The 21,934-nt window shown below is 39.4% G+C and carries 19 protein-coding genes; 9 read left to right on the top strand and 10 right to left on the bottom strand.

What is annotated here, in order from left to right; all coding sequences use genetic code 11:
- Positions 1–2 precede the first annotated feature (2 nt).
- The 4 genes from BGP15_RS02630 to BGP15_RS02615 form a co-directional block, all read right to left on the bottom strand.
- Positions 3–3,191 (bottom strand): efflux RND transporter permease subunit, encoded by a 3,189-nt coding sequence (locus tag BGP15_RS02630; RefSeq protein WP_286768615.1) that lies wholly within the window; start codon positions 3,189–3,191, stop codon positions 3–5.
- Positions 3,192–3,205: 14 nt separating this feature from the next.
- Positions 3,206–4,408 (bottom strand): efflux RND transporter periplasmic adaptor subunit, encoded by a 1,203-nt coding sequence (locus tag BGP15_RS02625; RefSeq protein WP_286768614.1) that lies wholly within the window; start codon positions 4,406–4,408, stop codon positions 3,206–3,208.
- A 77-nt stretch (positions 4,409–4,485) separates the two neighbouring features.
- Entirely contained in the window at positions 4,486–5,085 is a 600-nt protein-coding gene (locus BGP15_RS02620; RefSeq protein WP_046674552.1) for a TetR/AcrR family transcriptional regulator, read from the bottom strand.
- Positions 5,086–5,174: 89 nt separating this feature from the next.
- Complete coding sequence (locus tag BGP15_RS02615) at positions 5,175–6,491, bottom strand: ATP-binding protein (RefSeq protein WP_286768613.1); 1,317 nt, start codon at positions 6,489–6,491, stop codon at positions 5,175–5,177.
- 499 nt (positions 6,492–6,990) lie between these two features.
- Between BGP15_RS02615 and BGP15_RS02610 the strand changes: the two genes are divergently transcribed.
- The 5 genes from BGP15_RS02610 (at position 6,991) to BGP15_RS02595 (ending at position 11,402) form a co-directional block, all read left to right on the top strand.
- Positions 6,991–7,446, top strand: coding sequence for a DUF1572 family protein (locus BGP15_RS02610; RefSeq protein ID WP_286768612.1), 456 nt, complete (start codon positions 6,991–6,993; stop codon positions 7,444–7,446).
- Positions 7,447–7,501: 55 nt separating this feature from the next.
- On the top strand, positions 7,502–7,654 hold the full coding sequence (locus tag BGP15_RS02605) for a hypothetical protein (protein WP_286768611.1): 153 nt from the start codon (positions 7,502–7,504) through the stop codon (positions 7,652–7,654).
- Positions 7,641–7,781, top strand: a complete 141-nt coding sequence (locus BGP15_RS26905; protein WP_353681975.1) for a GNAT family N-acetyltransferase — start codon at positions 7,641–7,643, stop codon at positions 7,779–7,781. The genes BGP15_RS02605 and BGP15_RS26905 overlap by 14 nt, the downstream gene beginning before the upstream one ends.
- A gap of 237 nt (positions 7,782–8,018) precedes the next feature.
- Positions 8,019–10,574, top strand: a complete 2,556-nt coding sequence (locus BGP15_RS02600; RefSeq protein WP_286768610.1) for a BamA/TamA family outer membrane protein — start codon at positions 8,019–8,021, stop codon at positions 10,572–10,574.
- A gap of 42 nt (positions 10,575–10,616) precedes the next feature.
- Complete coding sequence (locus BGP15_RS02595) at positions 10,617–11,402, top strand: response regulator transcription factor (RefSeq protein ID WP_286768609.1); 786 nt, start codon at positions 10,617–10,619, stop codon at positions 11,400–11,402.
- Positions 11,403–11,446: 44 nt separating this feature from the next.
- On the opposite strand, the gene BGP15_RS02590 is transcribed toward BGP15_RS02595, so the two are convergent.
- Positions 11,447–12,109, bottom strand: a complete 663-nt coding sequence (locus tag BGP15_RS02590) for a DUF1349 domain-containing protein (protein WP_286768608.1) — start codon at positions 12,107–12,109, stop codon at positions 11,447–11,449.
- A gap of 266 nt (positions 12,110–12,375) precedes the next feature.
- Here BGP15_RS02590 and BGP15_RS02585 point away from each other — a divergent pair, with 266 nt between their 5' ends.
- Both BGP15_RS02585 and BGP15_RS02580 read left to right on the top strand, forming a co-directional pair.
- Positions 12,376–12,984 (top strand): class I SAM-dependent methyltransferase, encoded by a 609-nt coding sequence (locus tag BGP15_RS02585; RefSeq protein ID WP_286768607.1) that lies wholly within the window; start codon positions 12,376–12,378, stop codon positions 12,982–12,984.
- A gap of 10 nt (positions 12,985–12,994) precedes the next feature.
- Complete coding sequence (locus tag BGP15_RS02580; protein WP_286768606.1) at positions 12,995–13,903, top strand: NAD(P)/FAD-dependent oxidoreductase; 909 nt, start codon at positions 12,995–12,997, stop codon at positions 13,901–13,903.
- A gap of 109 nt (positions 13,904–14,012) precedes the next feature.
- On the opposite strand, the gene BGP15_RS02575 is transcribed toward BGP15_RS02580, so the two are convergent.
- The 3 genes from BGP15_RS02575 to BGP15_RS02565 form a co-directional block, all read right to left on the bottom strand.
- On the bottom strand, positions 14,013–15,098 hold the full coding sequence (locus tag BGP15_RS02575; RefSeq protein ID WP_286768605.1) for a DUF418 domain-containing protein: 1,086 nt from the start codon (positions 15,096–15,098) through the stop codon (positions 14,013–14,015).
- A gap of 73 nt (positions 15,099–15,171) precedes the next feature.
- Entirely contained in the window at positions 15,172–15,738 is a 567-nt protein-coding gene (locus tag BGP15_RS02570) for a Crp/Fnr family transcriptional regulator (protein WP_286768604.1), read from the bottom strand.
- Between the two features lie 34 nt (positions 15,739–15,772).
- Positions 15,773–16,069, bottom strand: a complete 297-nt coding sequence (locus tag BGP15_RS02565) for a winged helix-turn-helix transcriptional regulator (protein WP_286768603.1) — start codon at positions 16,067–16,069, stop codon at positions 15,773–15,775.
- A gap of 142 nt (positions 16,070–16,211) precedes the next feature.
- On the opposite strand from BGP15_RS02565, the gene BGP15_RS02560 reads away from it, so the two are divergent.
- A complete protein-coding gene (locus tag BGP15_RS02560; RefSeq protein ID WP_070565457.1) occupies positions 16,212–16,811 on the top strand; it encodes a nitroreductase family protein in 600 nt (199 codons plus the stop codon).
- Between the two features lie 41 nt (positions 16,812–16,852).
- On the opposite strand, the gene BGP15_RS02555 is transcribed toward BGP15_RS02560, so the two are convergent.
- A complete protein-coding gene (locus tag BGP15_RS02555; protein WP_070565455.1) occupies positions 16,853–17,797 on the bottom strand; it encodes an MBL fold metallo-hydrolase in 945 nt (314 codons plus the stop codon).
- A gap of 63 nt (positions 17,798–17,860) precedes the next feature.
- Positions 17,861–21,127, bottom strand: coding sequence for a TonB-dependent receptor (locus BGP15_RS02550; RefSeq protein ID WP_159333049.1), 3,267 nt, complete (start codon positions 21,125–21,127; stop codon positions 17,861–17,863).
- A gap of 282 nt (positions 21,128–21,409) precedes the next feature.
- Between BGP15_RS02550 and BGP15_RS02545 the strand changes: the two genes are divergently transcribed.
- Entirely contained in the window at positions 21,410–21,922 is a 513-nt protein-coding gene (locus tag BGP15_RS02545; protein ID WP_159333048.1) for a DUF4269 domain-containing protein, read from the top strand.
- Positions 21,923–21,934 lie beyond the last annotated feature (12 nt).

The raw sequence follows: 21,934 nt of genomic DNA, 5'->3' as shown, positions 1-21,934 counted from the left end.
TACTAATTGTTTGTATGCACGGGTATTTCCAACGAAGCGGTCTCGCTTTCATACTGTTTTTGCTTCGGGGCACCAGCTATTTTCTCTTGGATAAATTGGAAGAAAATAAAGAGAATCGGGATAATAAAGAGTCCTAAAACTACTCCGGTGAACATCCCACCCGCAGCGGCAATACTGATGGAATGATTTCCTTGAGCAGACGGACCTACGGCTGTCATCATTGGAATCATACCAACAATAAAGGCTAAAGAAGTCATTATAATAGGCCTCAAACGTAATCTTGCGGCTTTAAGTGCAGCGCTAGGAATCGATAGCCCCTGTTTGCGCCCTTGAATAGCAAATTCCACAATCAAAATGGCATTTTTGGCCAGTAAACCAATCAACATGACAAGTGCAACTTGTACATAGATGTTGTTGGCGATATCAGTGAAGCTAATTGCTGCAAAGACGCCAAATATGCCGGTCGGAATGGATAGAATAACCGCTAATGGAATGATGTAGCTTTCATATTGTGCCGCAAGCAAGAAGTAAACAAATATCAGACAGAGAATAAAAATCAATGTAGACTGTCCTCCGGAGACAATTTCTTCCTTGGTCATACCTGAGAATTCATAGGTAAATCCAGTAGGCAATTGTTGTTTTGCAACTTCTTCAACCGCACGGATAGCGTCTCCAGAACTATATCCGGGTTTTGGTATTGCATTTATGCCAATTGAATTAAACAAGTTGTACCGCGATGCTGTTTCCGGTCCATATACACGTTCTAATTTGACTAATGTATTGATGGGAACCATATCACCTAATCTGTTTTTTACAAAAATACCGTCCATTGAAGTAGGTTCACTTCTATCCTTGGCATCAGCTTGGACCATCACACGATAGTACTTTCCAAAACGATTAAAATCTGAAGCTTGGGCACTACCAAAATAGGCCTGCATGGTTTGTAATATACTTTTTGTGCTTACGCCAAGTTGCTCTGCCTTGATATCATCTACCTGGAGCTCATATTGTGGATAATCCGCTTTAAAGGTTGTGAAAGCCATCATGATTTCAGGACGTTTCATCAGTTCGCCAATAAACTTCTGGCCTACGCCACTGAATTTTCCAAGTTGTCCACCGGTTCTGTCCTGCAATACCATATCGAGACCGTCAACATTACTGAACCCTGGTACTGTAGGGAAGGTAAAGACAAAGAAATTTGCGCCTTTGATATTTGCCAGGCGTTGATTCACATCGGCCATAATCGCATTGATGTCTTTTATCTGACCACGTTCTTCATGTGGTTTAAGGAGGATAAATGCAACACCCGCTGAAGGACTTGTGGATTGTGTTAAAATATTGAAACCAGCAAGTACATTTAAAGTTTTGGTAAAATCAGCATGTTGAAGTTGCTTCTCAGCTTCGGCTAATGCCCCAGAAGTACGATCTAACGAAGCGCCTGCAGGCATGGATAAAGAAATGGCAATAAATCCTTGGTCTTCCGACGGAATAAATCCAGTAGGTGTTTTACGGATCATAAATATTGTCAAAAGTAGGGTAATCGCCAATCCTGCAAATGCAACCCACTTGTAACGGATCAAGAAGCGTAGACTACCTAAATAGTTTTTAGTCAACCGGTCAAATCCAACATTGAATCCAGCAAAGAAACGTTCCTTGAAATTAAGTTTCTTAGCATCAGAATGACCATGATGCGTTGGTTTTAAGAAGAGTGCACATAACGCAGGACTTAGTGTCAAGGCATTAATTGCTGAAATAACGATTGCAATCGCTAACGTGAAAGCAAATTGTCGGTAAAACACTCCGGTAGAACCTTCCATAAAGCCGATGGGAAGGAATACGGCAGACATCACCAATGTAATCGAGATAATTGCCCCGGTGATTTCGCTCATGGCAGATGTTGTAGCGAGCTTAGGTGGGAGATTTTCATGTTCCATCTTGGCGTGCACTGCCTCGACGACCACAATTGCATCATCGACGACAATCCCAATGGCAAGCACCAGGGCAAACAAGGTCAATAGATTGATTGAAAAGCCGAAGAGCTGCATGAAGAAAAATGTTCCAACGATGGCTACTGGTACTGCAATCGCTGGTATTAATGTCGATCTAAAGTCCTGAAGGAATAGAAAGGCAACTAAAAATACCAATATAAATGCTTCAACTAGTGTATGTTTTACTTGGTCAATAGATTGATCAAGTGCATCTTTTGTGTTGTATAAAACGAGATATTTGACACCTTTCGGAAAGCTTAAAGAGGCTTTCTCCATGAATTTTTGAATCGCGATCTGAATTTCATTTGCATTCGAACCTGCCAGCTGCATTACCCCAATATTCAATCCTGCTTTGCCATTGATACGGGTGTGGCTCGCATAGGTATAGGATCCCAGTTCAACACGAGCGACGTCTTTGAGTTTAAGTACTGAACCGTCAGTGTTGGAGCGGATAATAATATTTTCGTAGTCACTTGGTTGGTTGAGTTTACCTTTATATTTGATCACAAATTCAAAAGCTTCACGGCTGCTCTCGCCGAATTTACCAGGAGCAGCTTCAACGTTTTTATCTTGAATTGCAGCCATAACTTCCTCAGGCGTTAGTTTATAGGTCGCCATTTGATTTGGATTAAGCCATACCCGCATGGAGTAGTCTTTGCTACCACCAAACGCCAATGCTTGTCCAACACCAGGTATCCGTTTCAGTTCGGGAATAATATTGATTTGCGCGTAGTTGGTAATAAAGGTCTGATCGTATTTACTCTGATCTTCCGTATAGAGATCCAATACCATGATCAAGCTGTTTTGCTGTTTTGCTGTTGTAATTCCGGCTTGTACAACCTCAGCGGGCAATTGGCTGGTTGCCTGAGCCACACGATTTTGGACGTTCACAGCAGCTTGGTCAGGGTCAGTGCCAAGTTTAAAATATACGGTAATCATTAACGAGCCGTCGTTACTGGCAGTAGAGCTCATGTAGCTCATATTTTCAACACCGTTGATTGACTCTTCGAGTGAGGGAGCTACGGCACGGAGTACCGTTTCGGCATTTGCCCCAGGATATAATGCCGTTACTTGCACCGCGGGCGGTGCAATATCGGGAAACTGCTGCAAAGGCAGTTTAAGGATACCAATCACCCCCAATATGACAAGTAATATGGAGATAACGGTAGCAAGTACAGGTCTTTCTATAAATTTCTTAAGCATGTGATTTTCTAATATTATAATGAATTGATGCTATCCCTTGATAAAGCTTGTGGCGTAATTTTCTGCCCATCCTGAAGCAGGTCAATGCCTTTGTAGACAATCCGATCTCCCGCATTCAGTCCTTTGCTTACGAGGTAATTTGCACCACTTTTTCCGATGACAGTAATGGGCTGTTGAACAACTTTATTTTCTTTGCCAACGGTGTAAACGAAGATTTTATCCTGCATTTCAAGGGTAGCAAGTTGAGGTACCAATAATGCTTGTGCATACTTCTTCTGTAGTCTTACACGGCCGGTATTTCCGTTACGTAAAACCCCTTCCGGATTGTTGAACGTCGCGCGGAGGGTAATCGCACCGGTATTTTTGTCAAACTGGCCATCCACCATATCAATTTTTCCTTTCTGATCATAAATTGTCTGATCCGAAAGAACTAAGCTGATCGGAGGTAGGTTGTGAAGCTTTTGTTGTAAATTACTACCTTCTGTATTGTTTTTGAATGCGATAAAGTCATTTTCTCCCAATGAGAAATAGACATGGAGATCCCTTACATTTGACAATGCTGTAAGTGGTTGGGAGTCTGTAGGTCCCACTAAACTCCCTTGTTTGCGCTGCAATCTACCGATGTATCCTTCGGCTGAAGCCCGTATTAGCGTGTATCCGACATTGATTTTTGCCGTTTCAACCGCCGACAGTGCCAGTTGTACATTTGCTCTAGCGGCGTTACGTGCGCTAATTGCAGTTTTTAACTGAAAGTCTGTCAGTACTTTGGTGTTCACCAGCTTTGTTTTCTTTTCCACTTCTAACTCGGCGTTTTCCAAGCAAGCTTTTGCTGCCAGCAAATTTGCCTTCGCTTGATTTAATTGTTCCTGATAAGGGCGGTCGTTAATCTTAAAAAGCGCCTGACCTTTATTTACTTTAGCACCTTCATCGACATAGATGTTTTCCAAAATCCCTTCGACTTGTGGCCTGATCTCAATATTGGCCGAAGCTTCAATAGTTGCTGGATATTCTTGATAAACCGTCTCGTTACCATTCTCGACGGTAACGACCGGAAGGTTAACCGGTGGTGGATCAATGGGTTTGCTCGTGCCTGTTGAACAACTATATAGAAAGATTGCACTGAGCGCATATGCAGTCTTTACGATATTAATTCGTTTAACACTGTTAAGTGTTGGAACGTAAATCCTTTTAAGACTTGGTGATAGATTTGTTTTCATGTGATATTAAAAATTGAAGTTTTGGTATATTTAACGGTGTTAGATTTCTTAACGTTGTATTTTTTGGTGTAAAAAAATTAATCAGTCAGGGAGCGTGTGATGCCGTAAATAGCATCCTTTAAAACCTCTTGATTGGTATTGTCGCCATTGCCTTGGTTTACCAAATTGATCGAAATCAATCCATGTATAATTGACCAGTACGTAAAATACTTCCTGCAGATCAATTCTTCGGATGGGTTTTTCTCTTTCATGATTTCACGGATGACATCACTTATCAATTTTCCATGGGATTCAGCACATTTATAGGTTTTTTCAAAACCACAACAGGCCGTTCCCACACCGAACATTAATTGGTACAATTCGCGTTCTTCGAAGGCGAAATCCCAATAGCTAAACCACATTGCTTCCAATTGTTTCTCCAAATCGGTTTCAGTTGATTTGGCTTGTTTTACTTTTTTGGCAAGCAGGAGATAACCTTGGTTAGCAAGCTCCATCAGAATGGCATCTTTATTGGCGAAATACTCGTATATCATGGGGGCAGTATATTCGATGATATCTGCAATTTTGCGCATACTCAAGGCCTGCCATCCTTCTTCTTTGACGATTTGGAGCGCAGCATCTAGAATATTAGTTCTATTCTCATCTTTGAGCCGTTGTATGCGTTCTTTGCTACCCATGCTATGCGTAAATAATTTAACAGTGTTAAGCAAAAGTGATACTTTTAATTTTATTTATTGACATCTAAAAGTCATTAAATAAAAATGTATTATTTTTTCTGCTCGGAAGAAGTGTTTTCATCGTTCACAGCGCGGGTTATAAGCTGTTTTATGCGATTCTTTTCTTTGTCAGTTAGAGGAAGTGCCTGTTCGATGATAGGGAGGATTTCCGTGCTTTTTTCCGACTGCAATAACAAGTCGATGAAACCGAGATAGGTGCGGATAAGGTCTGTTTTAATGCCGAAGAAAATGCGTGGATCTACAATAAATAGTTCCTGTATTAATGCTAACAATAGGTTTTTTCTTTTTTTATCTTGTTCCGAGCTGCTGTATTCGGGCAATAGGCCTTTTCTTTCTAGATCTGTTAATTTTACCGCGACAGCGTGCTCTAGTACATATTTTTTTTGCTTTCTATCCAGTAAATCACGTAACTCAGCATGTAAATTCCGATAAATAACTTGTTTGGCCTTCCCCGAGAAAAGATTATCTTCTGTAGATAGGAGGATATCTTGTTGTTCAAAATGATCAAAGAAGGTAGATTCAACATAGACGGAGTGGTGGAAATTGATCGCGTTATTGTTGAAACTGCTAAGTACTTTGGCAATTTCCTTTTTATCGCTATTCAGAAAATAATAATAATATCGATCACCAATTTGTTGGTTCCAGCGAATGTAATTGATGGTAAAATGATAAGAAGTATCACGATCAGGGCTATAGCCTGTCCAAGAAAGCTGGTCTGTCTCTTCGATTAAATGGTCATAAGCTAAAAGCTTCCCATTGACGCGTATGGCGTAATTCCTATCCTTATTCAAGTAGAGAAACCAGCCAAACTCTTGTGCGAGGAAATTGTTAAAGTCGTCGCTTTCAAAAAATGTAGCATTAAGTCCAAAAACGCCTTCAAGAGTAACTTGCGTTCCCGTATTTTTAGATTCTACCAGCCTGCTTTCACTGATATCGTATTGCTCTTTACTTTCGCGATCAATTTGAATTCGGTAGCTTGAGAAATATTCATTCTCCTGAAAAACGGTATCCCAAATCGCACGTGTTGCAAAAAGCGAGAAAGAAAATCGACCCTTTCCCTTTTTTCCTCTGGTATAGGAGCTCCGTTTGAGACTATTTTTTTTTATAGAATCCAAAAAGTTTCCAAATGAGGAAGAAAGTGTCTCTAGGGGTATGCCTTCGCCATTGTCCTGTATGCTTACACGATTAATGTAGCCTAATTCATTACTGTCTATAGAGAGTTCAATCTGTGTGGCTTTTGCATCAAATCCATTCCAGAAATATTCAGCAATGGCATGTTTAGGGTCTTTGGGAAGTCCTGCTGATTCGATACTTTGGTTGGTTATTTTTGTGCTCCTCTTCATCATAAAGACGGTTTAGCTTAAAACTTGTATAAAACAGATGGAAATAATTTGGTCGATTAATTCCATTTCAATGTACGCTATTTTTTAGATCTCTGGATTAGAAATGTGAAAAAATAAGCAAGTCCAAAATAGATAATAAGATCGAAAAGAAGATAAATAAAATTGAAACTACTTCGAATCTCAGGTTCAATTGAGCGTTTGCCGCCAATATATTCATAAAAAGGAAATGGAAAGCCTAATCTGTCATTTCCATCGGATGGACTATCGCATTTAGCGAAGAGAATGGTGGCCGCAACTGTTATTACACTAAAAATTACCCAGGTTTTCTTTGGGAAATTTGAAACTATCTTCATGGTTATTGGGCTTTAAGTAGTTTAAAATTACATAATATCATGTGGAGATGTATACTTTTCATTCGTATACATATGGCCATTGACGGCTAAAGTTGATGTGTTGATATAGAAGTTGCTTTTTTAGTAGAAAATATACCTAAATTTAGTCTATGCTTATAGAAACTTTAAAAAGCCTTTTCCAACGGGACTTAAACAGGCTGCGGGATGAAATTTCATTGTACAAACAAGAAGGAAATATATGGCTTATTGAACCAAATATTGCCAATTCAGCGGGCAACTTATGTTTACACCTGATCGGAAATCTTCAAACATATATTGGTGCTGAAATAGGCAAGACGGGGTATATCAGAGATCGAGCGGCTGAGTTTTCGTTAAAAGACATTCCTCGAACACGATTATTAGATCAGATAGATGATACGATTGATGTGGTTACACGTTCTCTGGATCTGTTGTCGGAGGAGAACCTTCTTGAGATATATCCCATACTCGTGTTTGAGGAAAAAACAACGACACAGTATTTGCTCGTTCATCTGACCACCCATCTAACTTATCACCTTGGCCAAATAAATTATCACCGCCGATTGTTGGATCAACCTGATGCATAACTGAAGTATTGGGTGATCTATTCTTATTCTAAAACATAGGAAACAAATTAATATTATGGACTTAAGAAAAGCGGTATTATCTGATGCCTTGGAGCTCGTAAGGTTGACCGAGCAACTGGGTTATCCAGCCGATATTGAAGGAATGAAAATTATTTTGGAAAGATCTGTTGCGGCAGCAGGAGTATGCTGTATTTGTGGGGATTATTGACAATAAAACTGTTGGCTGGATTCAGGTTCATCAGGTTATCAGTATGGAGACTGGTGTTTATGCGGAAATCATGGGATTGGTTGTCGATGAAGAATATCGAGGTCGGGGGCTGGGTCGATTATTATAGCATGCGACATCCGATTGGGCTAGGTCAATAGGGTGTCGCCGTTTGCGTGTTAGATGTAATACCATTCGAACCGAGAGCAATAAGTTTTATCAAAATAGTGGCTTTATACTAAAAAAGGAGCAGAAAGTTTTTGATTCTTTGCTTTAAAAGGTGAACTTTAGCCCAATTAGATTTCGAGGCTATCAAACATTCTACCTGTATCGACTGTTGATTTCTCGAAGACCCGACTTAGATAAAATGAGAAGAATCTTTACATTAATTGCCTGTTGCTGTGTTTTTAATTCGCATGCACAGCGTATGGACAGTATTACCACGGTGATCGAACCTGAATATGACCGAGTGGGTTTATTGCATCGATTTTGGCTTGGAGATAGTTACCGTAAATTATACAATACTCCTGTTAAGATGCGTGTGATGGATCTTGCTACAGAGCGAGGTGGCCTTCAGATCGTCAAGTTGGGCGGCGGTATGCAGACCCAGTCGCTTCGACTGGTAGATTCTTCAGGTAGGGAGTGGGTGCTCAGGTCCATTCAGAAATACCCTGAGCGCAGTCTTCCGGAAAGCCTCCGAAAGACATTTGCAAAAGATATTGTACAAGATCAGATTTCGATACATCATCCATTTGGGGCGTTGACCGTTCTGCCATTTAATAAAGCTTTAGGAATTCCTTCAGCTTCACCGGAACTGGTTTTTGTAGGAGATGACCCTAGGTTTGGCGAGTATCGTGAGGTATTTAAGAATAGGGCCTATATGTTTGAGGCGCGTACCCCTTTTGAGGATCAAAAAACAGATAATAGCGCAAAAGTTGTGCGTAAAGTATTGGAAGACAATGATACACAAATTGATCAGAAGCTCACATTACGTGCAAGATTGTTAGACTTTACGTTGGGCGACTGGGATCGCCATCAAGATAACTGGCGTTGGGATCCTGAAAAAGAAAAAGGTAAAAAGATCTATACGCCTGTCCCTAGAGATCGGGATAAGGTGTATTATAAAACTTCGGGTGTATTTCCAACATTACTTTCCTATCAATGGTTGAAGGCCCATTTGCAACCCTTTAGTCCACATATCCGCAATGTACCCCATTGGAATTTTAATGCAAGTACTTTTGATCATTTTTTTCTCACGCATCTTACGGAGGACGAGTGGATTGAAGAAATACAGTTTGTTCAGAAAACATTGACGGATTCGTTGATTCATCAGGCCATGTTAACGATGCCTGATACTATTGTGAAAATGAGTGCGAAAGAGCTGGAAACAAATATTCGTTCAAGAAGGGACGAACTGATGGAAAGTGGATTGACCTACTACCGATTTCTAGCGCGTGTCGTTGAACTACCCTTGTCTGCTAAATCTGAATTTGTAGATGTCGATTACAATAAAGATGGTTCGGTCACTGTCAATATCCATAACAAGAAAAAGGATGGGACCGAAGGGCGAAAATTGCTAAAGCGCACCTTTGTTCCTGATCAGACCAAAGAAGTTCGCATATATGGTATATCGGGCGCTGATGAATATAAGTTACATGGATCGGGCAAATCACCGATAAAGATTCGGATAATTGGTGGTGATGGGCAGGATTTGTATCGTACAACTGACAAGTTTGCCAATGGCAGCAAAGTTTATATCTATGACGGTAAAGATCAGGTTCCGGGTACTATGCAGGTTGATGATGCTATTCATTTGAAATTGAGCAAAGACAGCGTTGTCCATAAGTTTGACTATGACAATTTTGTCTATGATCGTAAAGGCGTTGTTTTTAATCTGGACTATGGCGTTGACCGTGGGCTTATTTTTGGACTGGGGTATATGATCGAAAATCAAGGGTTCAGAAAGAAGCCTTATGCGTATAGGCATCAGTTTCTTGCGAGTTATTTGACCGGTCGAGAATCATTTATGTTTGACTATAAAGGTAATTACAAGGATCTCATTGCAGGGCATGATCTATATATTCATCTTTCGTCCCTTGGTCCCAAAAACCTGAGTAACTTCTTTGGATATGGAAACAGTACCATTTTTGATAAATCGGATTCAAAGCGCATTTCCTATTACCGAAATCGATTTGATCTTGTGAATGGTGATATTTTTCTAGAAAGATATCTTGACCCTAAATTCAAGGTTTTCTATGGATCCTCCTCCGAATATTATAATAGTAAAGAATTAAATAATGTTGGACGATATTTTGAAGAGTTTCATGAAAAATATCCTTCAGAGCCTATCTACGGTAGTAATTTTTTCACTGGGGTTACAACTGGTATAGATTACGATACCCGTGATAATATCAGTAATCCAAAATCGGGAGTACATTTTCACACAAGATTGGGGTGGAATGCTGAAATTGGAGGCGAAGGCCGTAACTATACAAAATTACAGCATTCCATGAGTTTTTATAAAACGGTTGCCGACAACTATATAACTTTTGCCAATCGTGTAGGATTTGATGCGGTATGGGGAGATCCTTATTTTTATCAGCATGCACAAATTGGAGGGGAAATGAGTTTAAGAGGGTATAATTCTCGGCGATTTACGGGGAAAACAGCGCTTTATAATAATTTTGATATGCGGTTAAAATTATTTAGCTACTCTTCTTACATTGTTCCTGGAACAGTCGGAGCAATAGGTTTTTATGACGTCGGACGGGTCTGGATGAGCCATGAAAACTCCAATGATTGGCATATGGGATATGGTGGAGGAATTTATTTTATGCCTGGAGATCTATTAACTATTCAAGGAGTAATAGGATTCAGTAAAGAAGCAACATTACCCTATCTCCGGATAGGACTCTCTTTTTAAGTGATGAAATAATAGGCTGGAGATTATTAAGCGCAAATCGATATGGAATTGGATCCCAAGAAAAAATTGAGTAGAAATTTTGCAGAACGAGAATTACGGAATAGTAGTGTAGATTTATCCGTATTAAAAAGATATAAAAGCTATGCAAAAGCCTTTGCTGAGGTTCATAGCGGTATCGCCGTATTGAGTGATCTAACGGCCAACTGGAGTTATACTTATGTTGGGACAGTTGCTGAAAAACTACACTTTCCCTCAAATGAAAAGAAGTTGGAAATAAATAGTATTTGGGAAGACTTTCTGCTAGAACGTGTATATCCAGATGATTTGGTGATCAAACATACTCTGGAACTTCAATTTCTCAATTTGGTCAAAAAATTGGATACTGAAGAGCGATACAATTACCAAGCGAACAGTATCTTGCGCGTTGAGGGTAGAGATGGGCAAACGGTCCTGATGTCACATCAGATTTTTTACTTGAAGACTTTTGGTAATGAATTTCCGCAATTAGCTTTATGTTGCTATACCATATCTCCTGAAATGGAAGGGAATAGTAGTCCTAGAAATTATATTTTTAATCAAATAACGGGAGAAGTATATCCTTTGCGTGGAGATGGAGCAAAAACATCAATTAGTGCACGGGAGAGGGAAATTTTAAGCTGTATTCAGGCGGGAATGATTAGCAAAAGTATTGCGCAAAAATTGGGTTTGAGTATAAATACAGTTAATCGTCATCGACAAAATATTCTGCAAAAGCTTCGTGTCCGCAATTCACATGAAGCTGTAAGTGTTTTTAAGAAGATGTATCAGGAGGAAACTGATACGATTTAAAAAAGTCCGTCTCAATAAGCCTTTTGACGGACCCGAACTGTTTTTTAGTTTGAATTATTTTCTTTTAGCCATTTGGTTCGACGTTGATCTGCAAGGTGTTTGATCGTAAAGTAATCAAATTTGGCCTGAAAGCCATTGCCGTCCGGCGAAGCTGCCATTAGTCCAACCATAACAGGGTGATTATCCTGTAGCCATGCATTTCTCATCATAATATACTCCTTATCATCAAAAGAATAGAAAAATTCGACAGCGTCCAACCTACGTATAGCCTTGATCCAGATGTAGGGGATTTCATTATCGATCGGAACAATGCTCCAATCACTTGTTTTATGTGTAACGACCGTACTTAAATTGTATTTTCCGTCAACAAATTCGATTCCTGCTTTTATATAATTCTCCTGATCAATGCGCAGCATAATACCTGCTTGATCGAACCGGGTTTGGTAGTTAGCTGAGATCTTTGCCTTGACTTCAAACTCTCCCCCGCGTAGCGTATAGAAAAAGGGGGCGTCATCTACTGTAAATCCGTAATGAGAGATACGCCAATAATCGCTTTTAGGCGTAACAAACATCGACAGCGAATTGTCTTTGATGCTCCATTCTGTTGGTTCGTTAAACCAAAGCATCTTATCCAATTTTTGTGCGCTGGCCTGTAGGGTAATTAATGGAAATAATGAAGCTGCTAAAAATGTCTTTATAGATTTCATGTTTTTGTTTTTGTGATGATATTCATTTTCATCAGCAAAGATATTTAAGCATAGACCAGATTTTCAATACTGATAAATAACCATGATTTCAATAATTCATCTTATTGTAATTTATTTGCAATTTAATTGCATTTAATGTTTTTGCTACATAGTTGCAATAGAAGAAAAAGACTATCTTCGCTGAGTTGACTTTTAATCCATTGTTGTGCCCAATTGGTATAGCCTATAGGATCGATTTCAATTTAAACAATATAAGCAACAGTAGTATGGAATTTTGGGAACGTAATTTTGTAGAGAAGCAAGAAATGTGGGGGGATGAAGCTGCAAGGTCTACAATTTTTGCCGTAGGCTTTTTTTCGGAGCACAACATCAAAAATATTCTGATCCCTGGGTTCGGTTACGGTCGTAATGGTCGCCCGTTTTTGGAAAAAGGAATAAAAATTACAGGCATTGAGATCTCTAAAACTGCTATAGAGCTCGCCCGGAAATCCTTTGGGGCAGATACGGTTATTCATCACGGTTCGGTTAATGAAATGCCTTTTGATCAGGATATATATGACGGTATATTTTGTTACGGGCTTATTCATCTATTGGATGCGGATGAACGCAATGCGTTAATCCAGCATTGTTTTGACCAATTAGTTGAAGGAGGCTATATGATTTTTACGACGGTATCAAAGCAAGCAAGCATCTATGGAAAGGGGGAGGCCATAGGCACTGATCGATTTGCAATGTTTGGAGGAGTACATATGTTCTTTTACGATTTTGACTCCATTCATGCTGAATTTGATCACTTTGGGCTCTTGGAGATCAGAGAAGTGGAGGAAAATTTTCCATTTTATTTAATCATTTGTCAAAAGAGAAACAACAATTAAAAATGTATATATGAAGGACGATAGAAGCTATGATGTAATTATTATTGGAGGAAGCTATGCGGGGCTATCTGCTGCAATGGCAATGGGACGCTCTTTGCGGAATGTGTTGATTATCGATAGTGGTTTACCTTGTAATAGACAGACGCCACACTCCCATAATTTCATCACGCATGATGGTGAAAAGCCGCTGAGTATAGCGAAAAAAGCGAGAGAAGAAGTCCTGAATTACCCGAGCGTAAAATTTCAGAAAGGCTTAGCTGTCAGTGGTACGAAAACAACAAATGGTTTTGAAATAACGACCGAAAATGGTGAAATTTTTAAAGGAGGAAAGCTCATTTTTTCGACTGGTGTGGAAGATATTTTGCCAAGTATACAGGGATTTTCAGCCTGTTGGGGTATTTCGGTTATACACTGTCCTTATTGCCATGGTTATGAGTTCAGGAGGGGCAAAACTGCGATTATGGCAAATGGGGAGCGGGCACTTCATCTAGCGGGATTGGTCAATAATCTCTCGACCGACTTAACGCTATTGACGTCAGGCAAAGCCGATTTCGATTCCAAGCAGAAGGCGAAACTTCAACAGCATGGTATAACGATCATAGAAAGTGAAATTTCCAAGATCCAGCATAAAAATGGCTGGGTTCGACAGCTGCAGTTTAAGGACGGTTCTGAGCATACATTTGATGCCGTTTATGCCGCTATTCCTTTCAGGCAACATTCTCATATTCCTACCATGTTAGGTTGCGAATTGACCGATCTGGGACATATAAAAACAGACAATTTCCAGAAAACAACAGTTGCAGGTGTTTTTGCATGTGGAGATAATTCTAGTATGATGCGTTCAGTGGCGAATGCTGTCGCTACAGGAAACCTAGCTGGAGCAATGGTCAATAAAGAACTTGTCGACGAGGTCTTTTAGAGACTGTATTGATCTATTTACCGGCTTTGGTTGCCCCGTTGTCAATGCATCAGGAAGTTTGATATCACATGAACTTCCTGATGCGCAAATGTCGTTTTTTAGGGTATGCTTAGTTCGATGCCCGTCTTAAAAGAGATTCAAACGGACCATTCTTAAATTTTTTTGCCCAAATTTTGCTGAAATAATAGCTGCCGATAAAATAAGTCGATGATAGGAAGAGAATCATCTCTGGTGATAAGGCTGTTGGTTGATCCATTACTTGATTAAACGCCCCTTTGCTAGCCAAAAAGGAAAATAATAGGATGCCCAATGTTAAATGGGATATATAATGTGTCAATGTCATTTGGCCAGTTTTTGCGAGAGAGTTGACAAATGTATTGGAAGTAATAAAGCGGTTAATGTACATGAATGTACTAATAAGTAGCAGGCTGAAGCCTGTTGTACTGATTAAAAATGGAAGTACAGGAGGAAGATAATCCGCATTTAGAAAAGAGTAAGCTGTTATGCCAATGAGGTTTTGAGGGATACATTGTGCAACTTGTACTACAAGGTATAACAACAAGCCTGTGAGAAACAATTTTTTTTGAACGATGGCGTTGCGCCAATCCAGTTTACCCAGGTACATACCGATCATGAAATAGGACATCCACGGAAAAATAGAATTCCAGCCATTGTATAAAGAGTTTCTGACAAAGCCGTTTAGGCTCCAATTGTCGGTATAAGTCAGTGTATCAAAGTTCCAGCCAGTTTCATAAGGAATTAAAATAAGCAAAAGGTGAAAAATGATCGTGAAGAAAACTGCCCCATATAGGTAGTATTGTTTATCAACGAATAGAAAGAAAGAGGCAATAAACATGTAAAATCCATAAAAGTGAAGGATATCTGCAGGCCACCAAATACATAATAATAATCCGAGCACAAATAGAAAACCTGCTTTTTTTTGTACAATAATCTTTCGTTTAAATTGTTCTTGCGGAGAAATGTAAATAGATTTTTCTGTTCGCAAAGTAAGTCCCATGCCTGATAGGACAACAAATATTGTACTCGAATTGCCGCTAAAGAGGGTAAGAAACTGGCCTAGCCAACTGGTATGATGTGGATCTCCAAGGACGAGGTTAAAATTGACGATATACATCCCAAAGATTGCGTAGGCTCTCAGGATATCAAATCCTACAAATCTGATTTTTTCTGCCATGATAGTTGATTTTCAAAATGTACTGCAAATTTTGAAAGATGTACTGGTTTGGCATTTGACTTAAATCAAATAATTAAATTTTTGTACGGACCCTACTTAATGTTTCCAAGGAAATTCCGAGATAAGAAGCAATATAGGTAAGCGGTATATTACGGATGAAATCTGGCTGTTCCTTCAGGAGTAGCTTATACTTTTCCTTGGCGCTAAGAGTGTGAAATTCAAACAGGCGCTTTTCTAACCACATTGTATAGTATTCTGTCATTAAAAGATCGAGTTGAATGAGTTGAGGATGATTTACTTTGAGATACTGAAAGGCCTTCTTATCCATACACGAGACAGTAACGTCCGTAATTGCCTGAATAAACTCCCGGCTAGGCTGATTCGAGACATAACTGCTGAAGGCTACTGCGAGATCATGTTTAAAAAGTAGCTCCGTCGTTACTTCTTTTTTCTCATTCATATAGTATTTCCTCGTAATACCTTCCTCAATCCAAAAACTAGATTTACAGACCTGGCCCTGAGACAAAAGAAATTCGCCTTTTTTGTATTTTTTGGTTTTGGAAATGGCTTGTAATGCTAAGTCTGTTTCCGCATCAAAACCGTCAATTAAAGCATTGATTTTTTTTAGATGCTCATTCATTATGGCTGATTTGAGTAATCGAAAGTTTCTGATGTTACATTTTTTGAATCCGTTCGGTCCGACTAGCCGTTTCCCGTCCCCATTCTGCAATAGATTCTAATAGCGGAATAAGCGTCTTGCCGAATGGTGTAAGTTCATAGTCTACTTTTAATGGCGCTTTATCGGTATGCACAGTACGTTTTACTAAGCCATCTGCCTCAAGTTCCTTTAATTGTAAGCTCAAAGTCCGCTCGGTAATTAAAGCACATTCTTTTCTTAATTCATTATAACGTTTTTTTTCAATTAGATGAATCAAAATTACTGCTTTCCATTTTCCGCCTATGTATTTCATAGTTAGGCTGGTACTGCATGGGTATTGTTTGTTGTCTATCAAATACATCTGTTACTATCAAGTTTGACCGTTATTGCAAATATATAATACTATATTTAAGTTTGCAACTATAAAATATATAGTTAATTTAATCTTGTATGTTATGGCTTTTTTAGAAACTGCAAAGCAACGTTACACAACGAAAAAGTATAATTCAGAAGCGCTAATTCCGGAGGAGAAAATCGCTGAATTAAAGGAAATAATCCGATTGAGTCCATCTTCCATCAATAGCCAGCCATGGAAATTCTTCTTTGTCTCTTCTGGGGAGATGAAACAAAAACTCGCTGCCGCATCCTATTGGAACGCACAGAAGATAAATGAGGCAAGCCATCTGGTTGTCTTTAGCGCACTTACCGATGTAGATCGCTTTGAAGAGCAGATCGCAAACACGCTTCCAGAGGGATCGATTAATTACTATAAGCAATTTTTGCAGTCGAAAGGGGAGTTCCATGTTCAATCCTGGATGAAGCAACAGGTGTATCTTTCTTTGGGATTTTTCCTTGCAGCCTGTGCTGCAAATCATATTGACGCAACCCCAATGGAAGGAATTGAAAATTCCGTCTACGATGAAATACTAGAACTCGATGGCTATCAGACGCTGTTTGCAGTTGCTATTGGCTATCGACATGTGGAGGATGCAAATCAGCCTGCAATTACCGCAAAATCACGTTTGACAATTGCAGATATAATTGAAGAGTTCTAGGTAAAAAAGATGAAACCAATAGTGGTTTCATCTTTTTTACATTAGTTTAAACTTATCTTTTTGCCCTGTTCGGGGAAAACATAATTTATTTTAAGTGGATTATTGTTGAGCAATTCGTTTTTAATGATTTCAGGGTTGTTACCAGTTGGTTTTCGGTGTGTGACCACTATGCTTAGCCCTTCCAAGTTTTTTAGTCCCGTTTTTTCTTTGAGCTTTACGAGTTCTTCTAGCAGCAAATTGGGGGTTAGGTGACCGAAGAGTAAATTTTCTGGCTGATTATTTGGGAAGGAGACTTCAATCAATATGCTGTTTAATTGTTTATTTTTGATCAGTGGGGTAATCTTATTCCAGAGCTTATCTAGCTGATCGGATTTTTCCACCCGGTCCGCGCCAGTATCGCCGAGGTAAAGGAGGTAGTGATTATCATGGCGGACAAGTGCTGCACTACTTTTATATGGATTTACATGGCTCAGCTCATATGCCGTCAAAGATAATGCTGTATTTGGTACTTGCATTTCCAGCCCCTCCTGTAAACTGTTGTAATGATACTTTCCTAGTATGGGTTTTTGGCCCTGATCCCCAAAATTGATCCAGGTATCCGTGATGAAATAGTGATTTTGTAGAATTTGAAGGACCGGATCAATAGCGAAAATGTTCTTTTTGCTATCGGCAGGTGAATTAATAATAAGACCCGATAGATGATCGAGATGTCCATGGGAAATGAAATATCCCTTTATTTGGTTATGCAAAATTGTTTCGACCGATCCATTTAGACTTTTCAACACAATAGCTTTTCTAATCCCCGTATTTATGGTTCCGGCGTCGAGGCAAAGGAAGGCCGTATCTCTTGGAGTGCCTACTAAATAAGCAGAAAGATTGTCTTCTTGTTCGCCACCATATATTCCCAGCGGGACAAGGTCAAAATGCTGTGCCTGACAGGTCATGGTCACAAGAAATGTAAAAATGGAAAGCGCTAGTTTTTTCATGATTATTAAACTAAAAACCCATCCGTTGTTATAGGATGGGTTCAAATTTACGTTATTTTTTGTTTATTGGTTGAATCGGTAACGTACACCCAGCTGAATTCTCCAGCGTGAAGTTTCATCCACACTGTTCGAGAAAGTGTTGGTTAAAGGAATCTGATTTGTTGCATCTAAATACGGGAATGAGAATGTTGGTTGTCCCTGCGCATTCAATCCTTTGTAATTTAAGATACCGTTCGCTTTGTTGGCAAATTGGGCAACTCCCCAGCTTTTGTTGATCATATTACCGAAATTAAATACATCAAAAGTAATCTGCAATTGATGTTTCTTTCCGCTGGTATTTAAAAATACATCTTGCGCGATGCGGATATCCAGTGTTCCGATCATTTTTCCTACCAATGCGTTACGTTTCGCGTATTGGCCTCTGTGCGCGTTCAGGTAATTGTCCTGATTAATGTATCCGTTCAATTGAGACCATAATTGATCAGCTGTCCGAGTGTCTTGCGCATTGTCGCCAACAAGTGCAATTTCAGCTTTACTATTTGGAATGTAGATCAAGTCATTACCAGACAAACCATCATTGTTCAGGTCACCGCCATAAGTATAAGAGTAGCGAGGTCCGTCCTGCAGTTGATAAAATAAGGAGAATGTCGTTCCTAAATGATCCAGGTATTCTTTACGGTAAGAGAAGTTGGCAATAAATCTATTTTTAACCAAATAAGTTGAATAAGATAGGTCAGCGCTATTTGGATTACCCGACACATAGCGATCACGCCACATGGATTGAGCAATAGATCCTCCATCGTTCACAGATCTTGAATCTGTATAGGTATAACCGATATTTGCAAAAAATCCACCTTTGAACTCTTTCGACAATGTTCCTGTCAAGGTATAACTATAACCTTTTGATGTATTGGACATCACAATGGCGTCGGAAATATTCGGATTTTCGGGAGTAGGTTGAGCAGCACCATAAATACGTGGAGTATTGTAACGCATACGGTTATCGGCACCAACTAAAGCTTTACCGTCCGTCGTATTTAGATTGACGTTACGGAAATAGACCGAATTGATATCTTTTGAATACATGGCTTCAAAAGTACCAATAACACCGCCTGGTAATTTTTGGTCAATGGCAAGGTTCGTTCTCCAAAGCTGCAAAAATTTGAAGTTATTATCCGTTACCGCCAAGTTATAACTCGAGTTGTTGGCTGCAGTTTGGTGGTTCACATTGCGATAAGCATCTACATCAGGTGTAAATGGGCGGTTTGTAGGATTATTAATAGATTCAGAACCAAACATAACACCATTATTGCCGGCCTGATTAGAAATCCATACTAATGGCGGACGACCCGTAAAGATTCCCGATCCACCACGTACCTGCGTTTGATTTGTTCCATTGACATTCCAATTAAATCCAATTCGTGGCGACCAAAGAATTGCACTCTTTGGATATTTTGATACATCGATCTTTTCACCTTGATCAAAATTCAACTTGGTTACATTATCATTTTTCAGTTCATTGGGGGATGATATGTTAGTCAAATCGGCTCTCAATCCAGCAGTCAATTTAAAATGATCATTTACAGCATAGGCATCCTGTGCATATAGACCAAACATACGTGCTGAAATTTCTGCATAAGGAAATGACCCATCAGGTAAAACAGAATATTGGATTTGGTATTTGGTTGCGTTGGAAACATTATTTTTTGCAGAGTTGTAGAAGTCATCTAAACTGGCAAATGTATAGGCTCCATAATAGTTCGGTGCAAATCCATTGGTGGTTTTGTAATTTTCAAAATTGGCTCCCAAGGTAATCTCATGCTTTCCGGCATAAATATTAAAGTTGTTGGTTGCTTGAAATACCTTCGTCTTTAAGCTATTAAATGCTGTAAATGGTTCGTAACCAAATGCTGTCATGCTACTACCGTCGGGGTTCATGATGTCTACCAGAGGAAATGGTTGGCCACCTTTCGACTCTCTATAGTCGTTCATGACATTGTATCCTACGGTCAATGAATTAGAATATTTGCTACTGATACGCGTACGTAATTCTAAATTCACATTGTCCATGTTGTTGTTTATACCGTAGCCTGCTGAGCTGAAAGGTAGGCCAAGGTTGGACGGTTGCCGATTATTTTTGGGCGCACCACTATTGGACGGTAAGATGTCACGATAGGAACGAAAGTAGAAATATTTAGCGCTTAAGGTATTTTTTTGATCGATATTGTAATCTAATTTAACGGAAAATTTGTCACTGCGTGTATCCAAAGGATAATCTTGATAAGATCCAGGATTATACCCGATCGATTTAAGGTAGTTGGCTAGCTCATCAAGTTTCTCCGCAGATACGGTTGAAACATTCGGCCCCGTATTTCCTCCGCGTGAAGCTATAAAATTTGTTCCTGGGTCTGTTCTTCGCTCAAGCTCGCCGCTTGCAAAAAAGAATAGCTTGTTTTTGATAATTGGTCCCCCCACGGTAAAACCATAGCCTTTTAAGCTGAAGTTGTTGACTGGTGCTCTTAGTCCGGCCGAATTGTATTTGTTGACTAAATTCTGATTTCTGAAATAATAATTTAACGAACCTTGTACTTCGTTGGTACCACTTCTTGTTACGGCATTGATTGCAGCACCGGTAAAACCATTTTGTCTTACGTCATAAGGAGCAATGTTTACTGAAATCTCCTCAAAGGCATCCATATTGATAGGTTGCGAGTTTGTTTGGCTTCCGATGGTTCCTTGTAGTCCAAACGCGTTGTTAAATAGCGCGCCATCGATGGTAAAGTTATTGGCAAGGTTGCTTCTTCCTGCAAAAGAAGGATTACCGTACTGCATCGAAAATTGAGGGGTCAGTTTGACAAAGTCTGTAAAGCTTCGATTGAGTGTGGGTAGATTTTGAATCGCTGTGCGGGAAATGTTTTGTGCCGCACCTGTTCGGCCGGAGTTGAAGACTTTGCCCTGTCTCGTACCTACAACGACAGCTTCATCCAATACTTGCGATGCGGACTGCATCTGAATATCTAATGTTGAGCTTTGTCCCAAAGCCAGTTTCTCGATCTGCTTGATATTGGGTGAATGCCCAAGATAAGTTACAGTGATTTGATAAGGGCCACCAATTCTCATATTGGGGAGATTATAGCGTCCGTCACTTCGCGATGAAGTAACGTACTTTGTCCCAGAAGGTAAATGTATGGCTTCAATTGTCGCCCCATTGATTGGCGAATTTCCCTCTCTGACGGTTCCATTCAGAGCAGAGGTGGTTTCATTTTGCGCATAGGTAAGTGAGGTACCGATTGTGCTTAGCAAAATACTGGTAATCAAATGTTTTCTCATTTGTTTTGTAGCTGTTTAAATGACTAGGTGATTTTTAAACCGCGATAAAGGTAGGAGAGTAGTATTGATTTTGTGTTAAGTAAATATTAGTTAACGGTTTCCACTGTCGTAGGTATAAACCGTTTTTTATTATTGATAATTCAGTCCAATCTTGCTTGCGGCTATTTTTTAATTTTGATTATGTTTACGTTTTTTCTTTTGTTGTTTAGTATATTCAAACCTATTTAACCGGATTGGATTTTATCGTTACTTATGACCATAAATTTTAAAAACATAGATTATTTGAAGTCTGGAAACGACGTGCAGAAAAAAGCCTATCGGTTATTGACTGACTATCAAATTACTACTCTTCTTGATGCTTATGATCCGATTGTAGTTGGTACGATACCGATTCAGCTAGATGTGGGTGGGAGCGATATAGACATTATTCTGTGTGTCAACGATTTTGATGCTCTTGAAGAAATGCTGTCTCTTAATTTTTCGAAACATGCACATTTTCGGTTACAGCGGCCGGCCGATCGTGTAATCGTCTGCCGTTTCACGATTGAAGAGCAGCTTTTTGAAATTTATGCAACGGATAAAGCAACTGAAATTCAGAATGGATACTTACATATGCTTAAAGAGCATGAAATTATTCAATTGAGGGGTGGAGAATTCGCTGAACAGGTCAGACAGCTCAAGAGGAGTGGGATAAAAACTGAGCCTGCATTTTGTCAGCTATTGGGAATTGAAGGCGATGCATATACAGAACTTCTAAAGTATAATCCAGCAGATAACACGATGAACTATGAATGATTTTAATCTATA

The sequence above is a fragment of the Sphingobacterium sp. 40-24 genome, assembly GCF_001899705.1.
Taxonomy (GTDB): domain Bacteria; phylum Bacteroidota; class Bacteroidia; order Sphingobacteriales; family Sphingobacteriaceae; genus Sphingobacterium; species Sphingobacterium multivorum.
The sequence above is the reverse complement of the archived record's forward strand: the minus strand, read 5'-3'. Positions and strand labels throughout refer to the sequence as shown.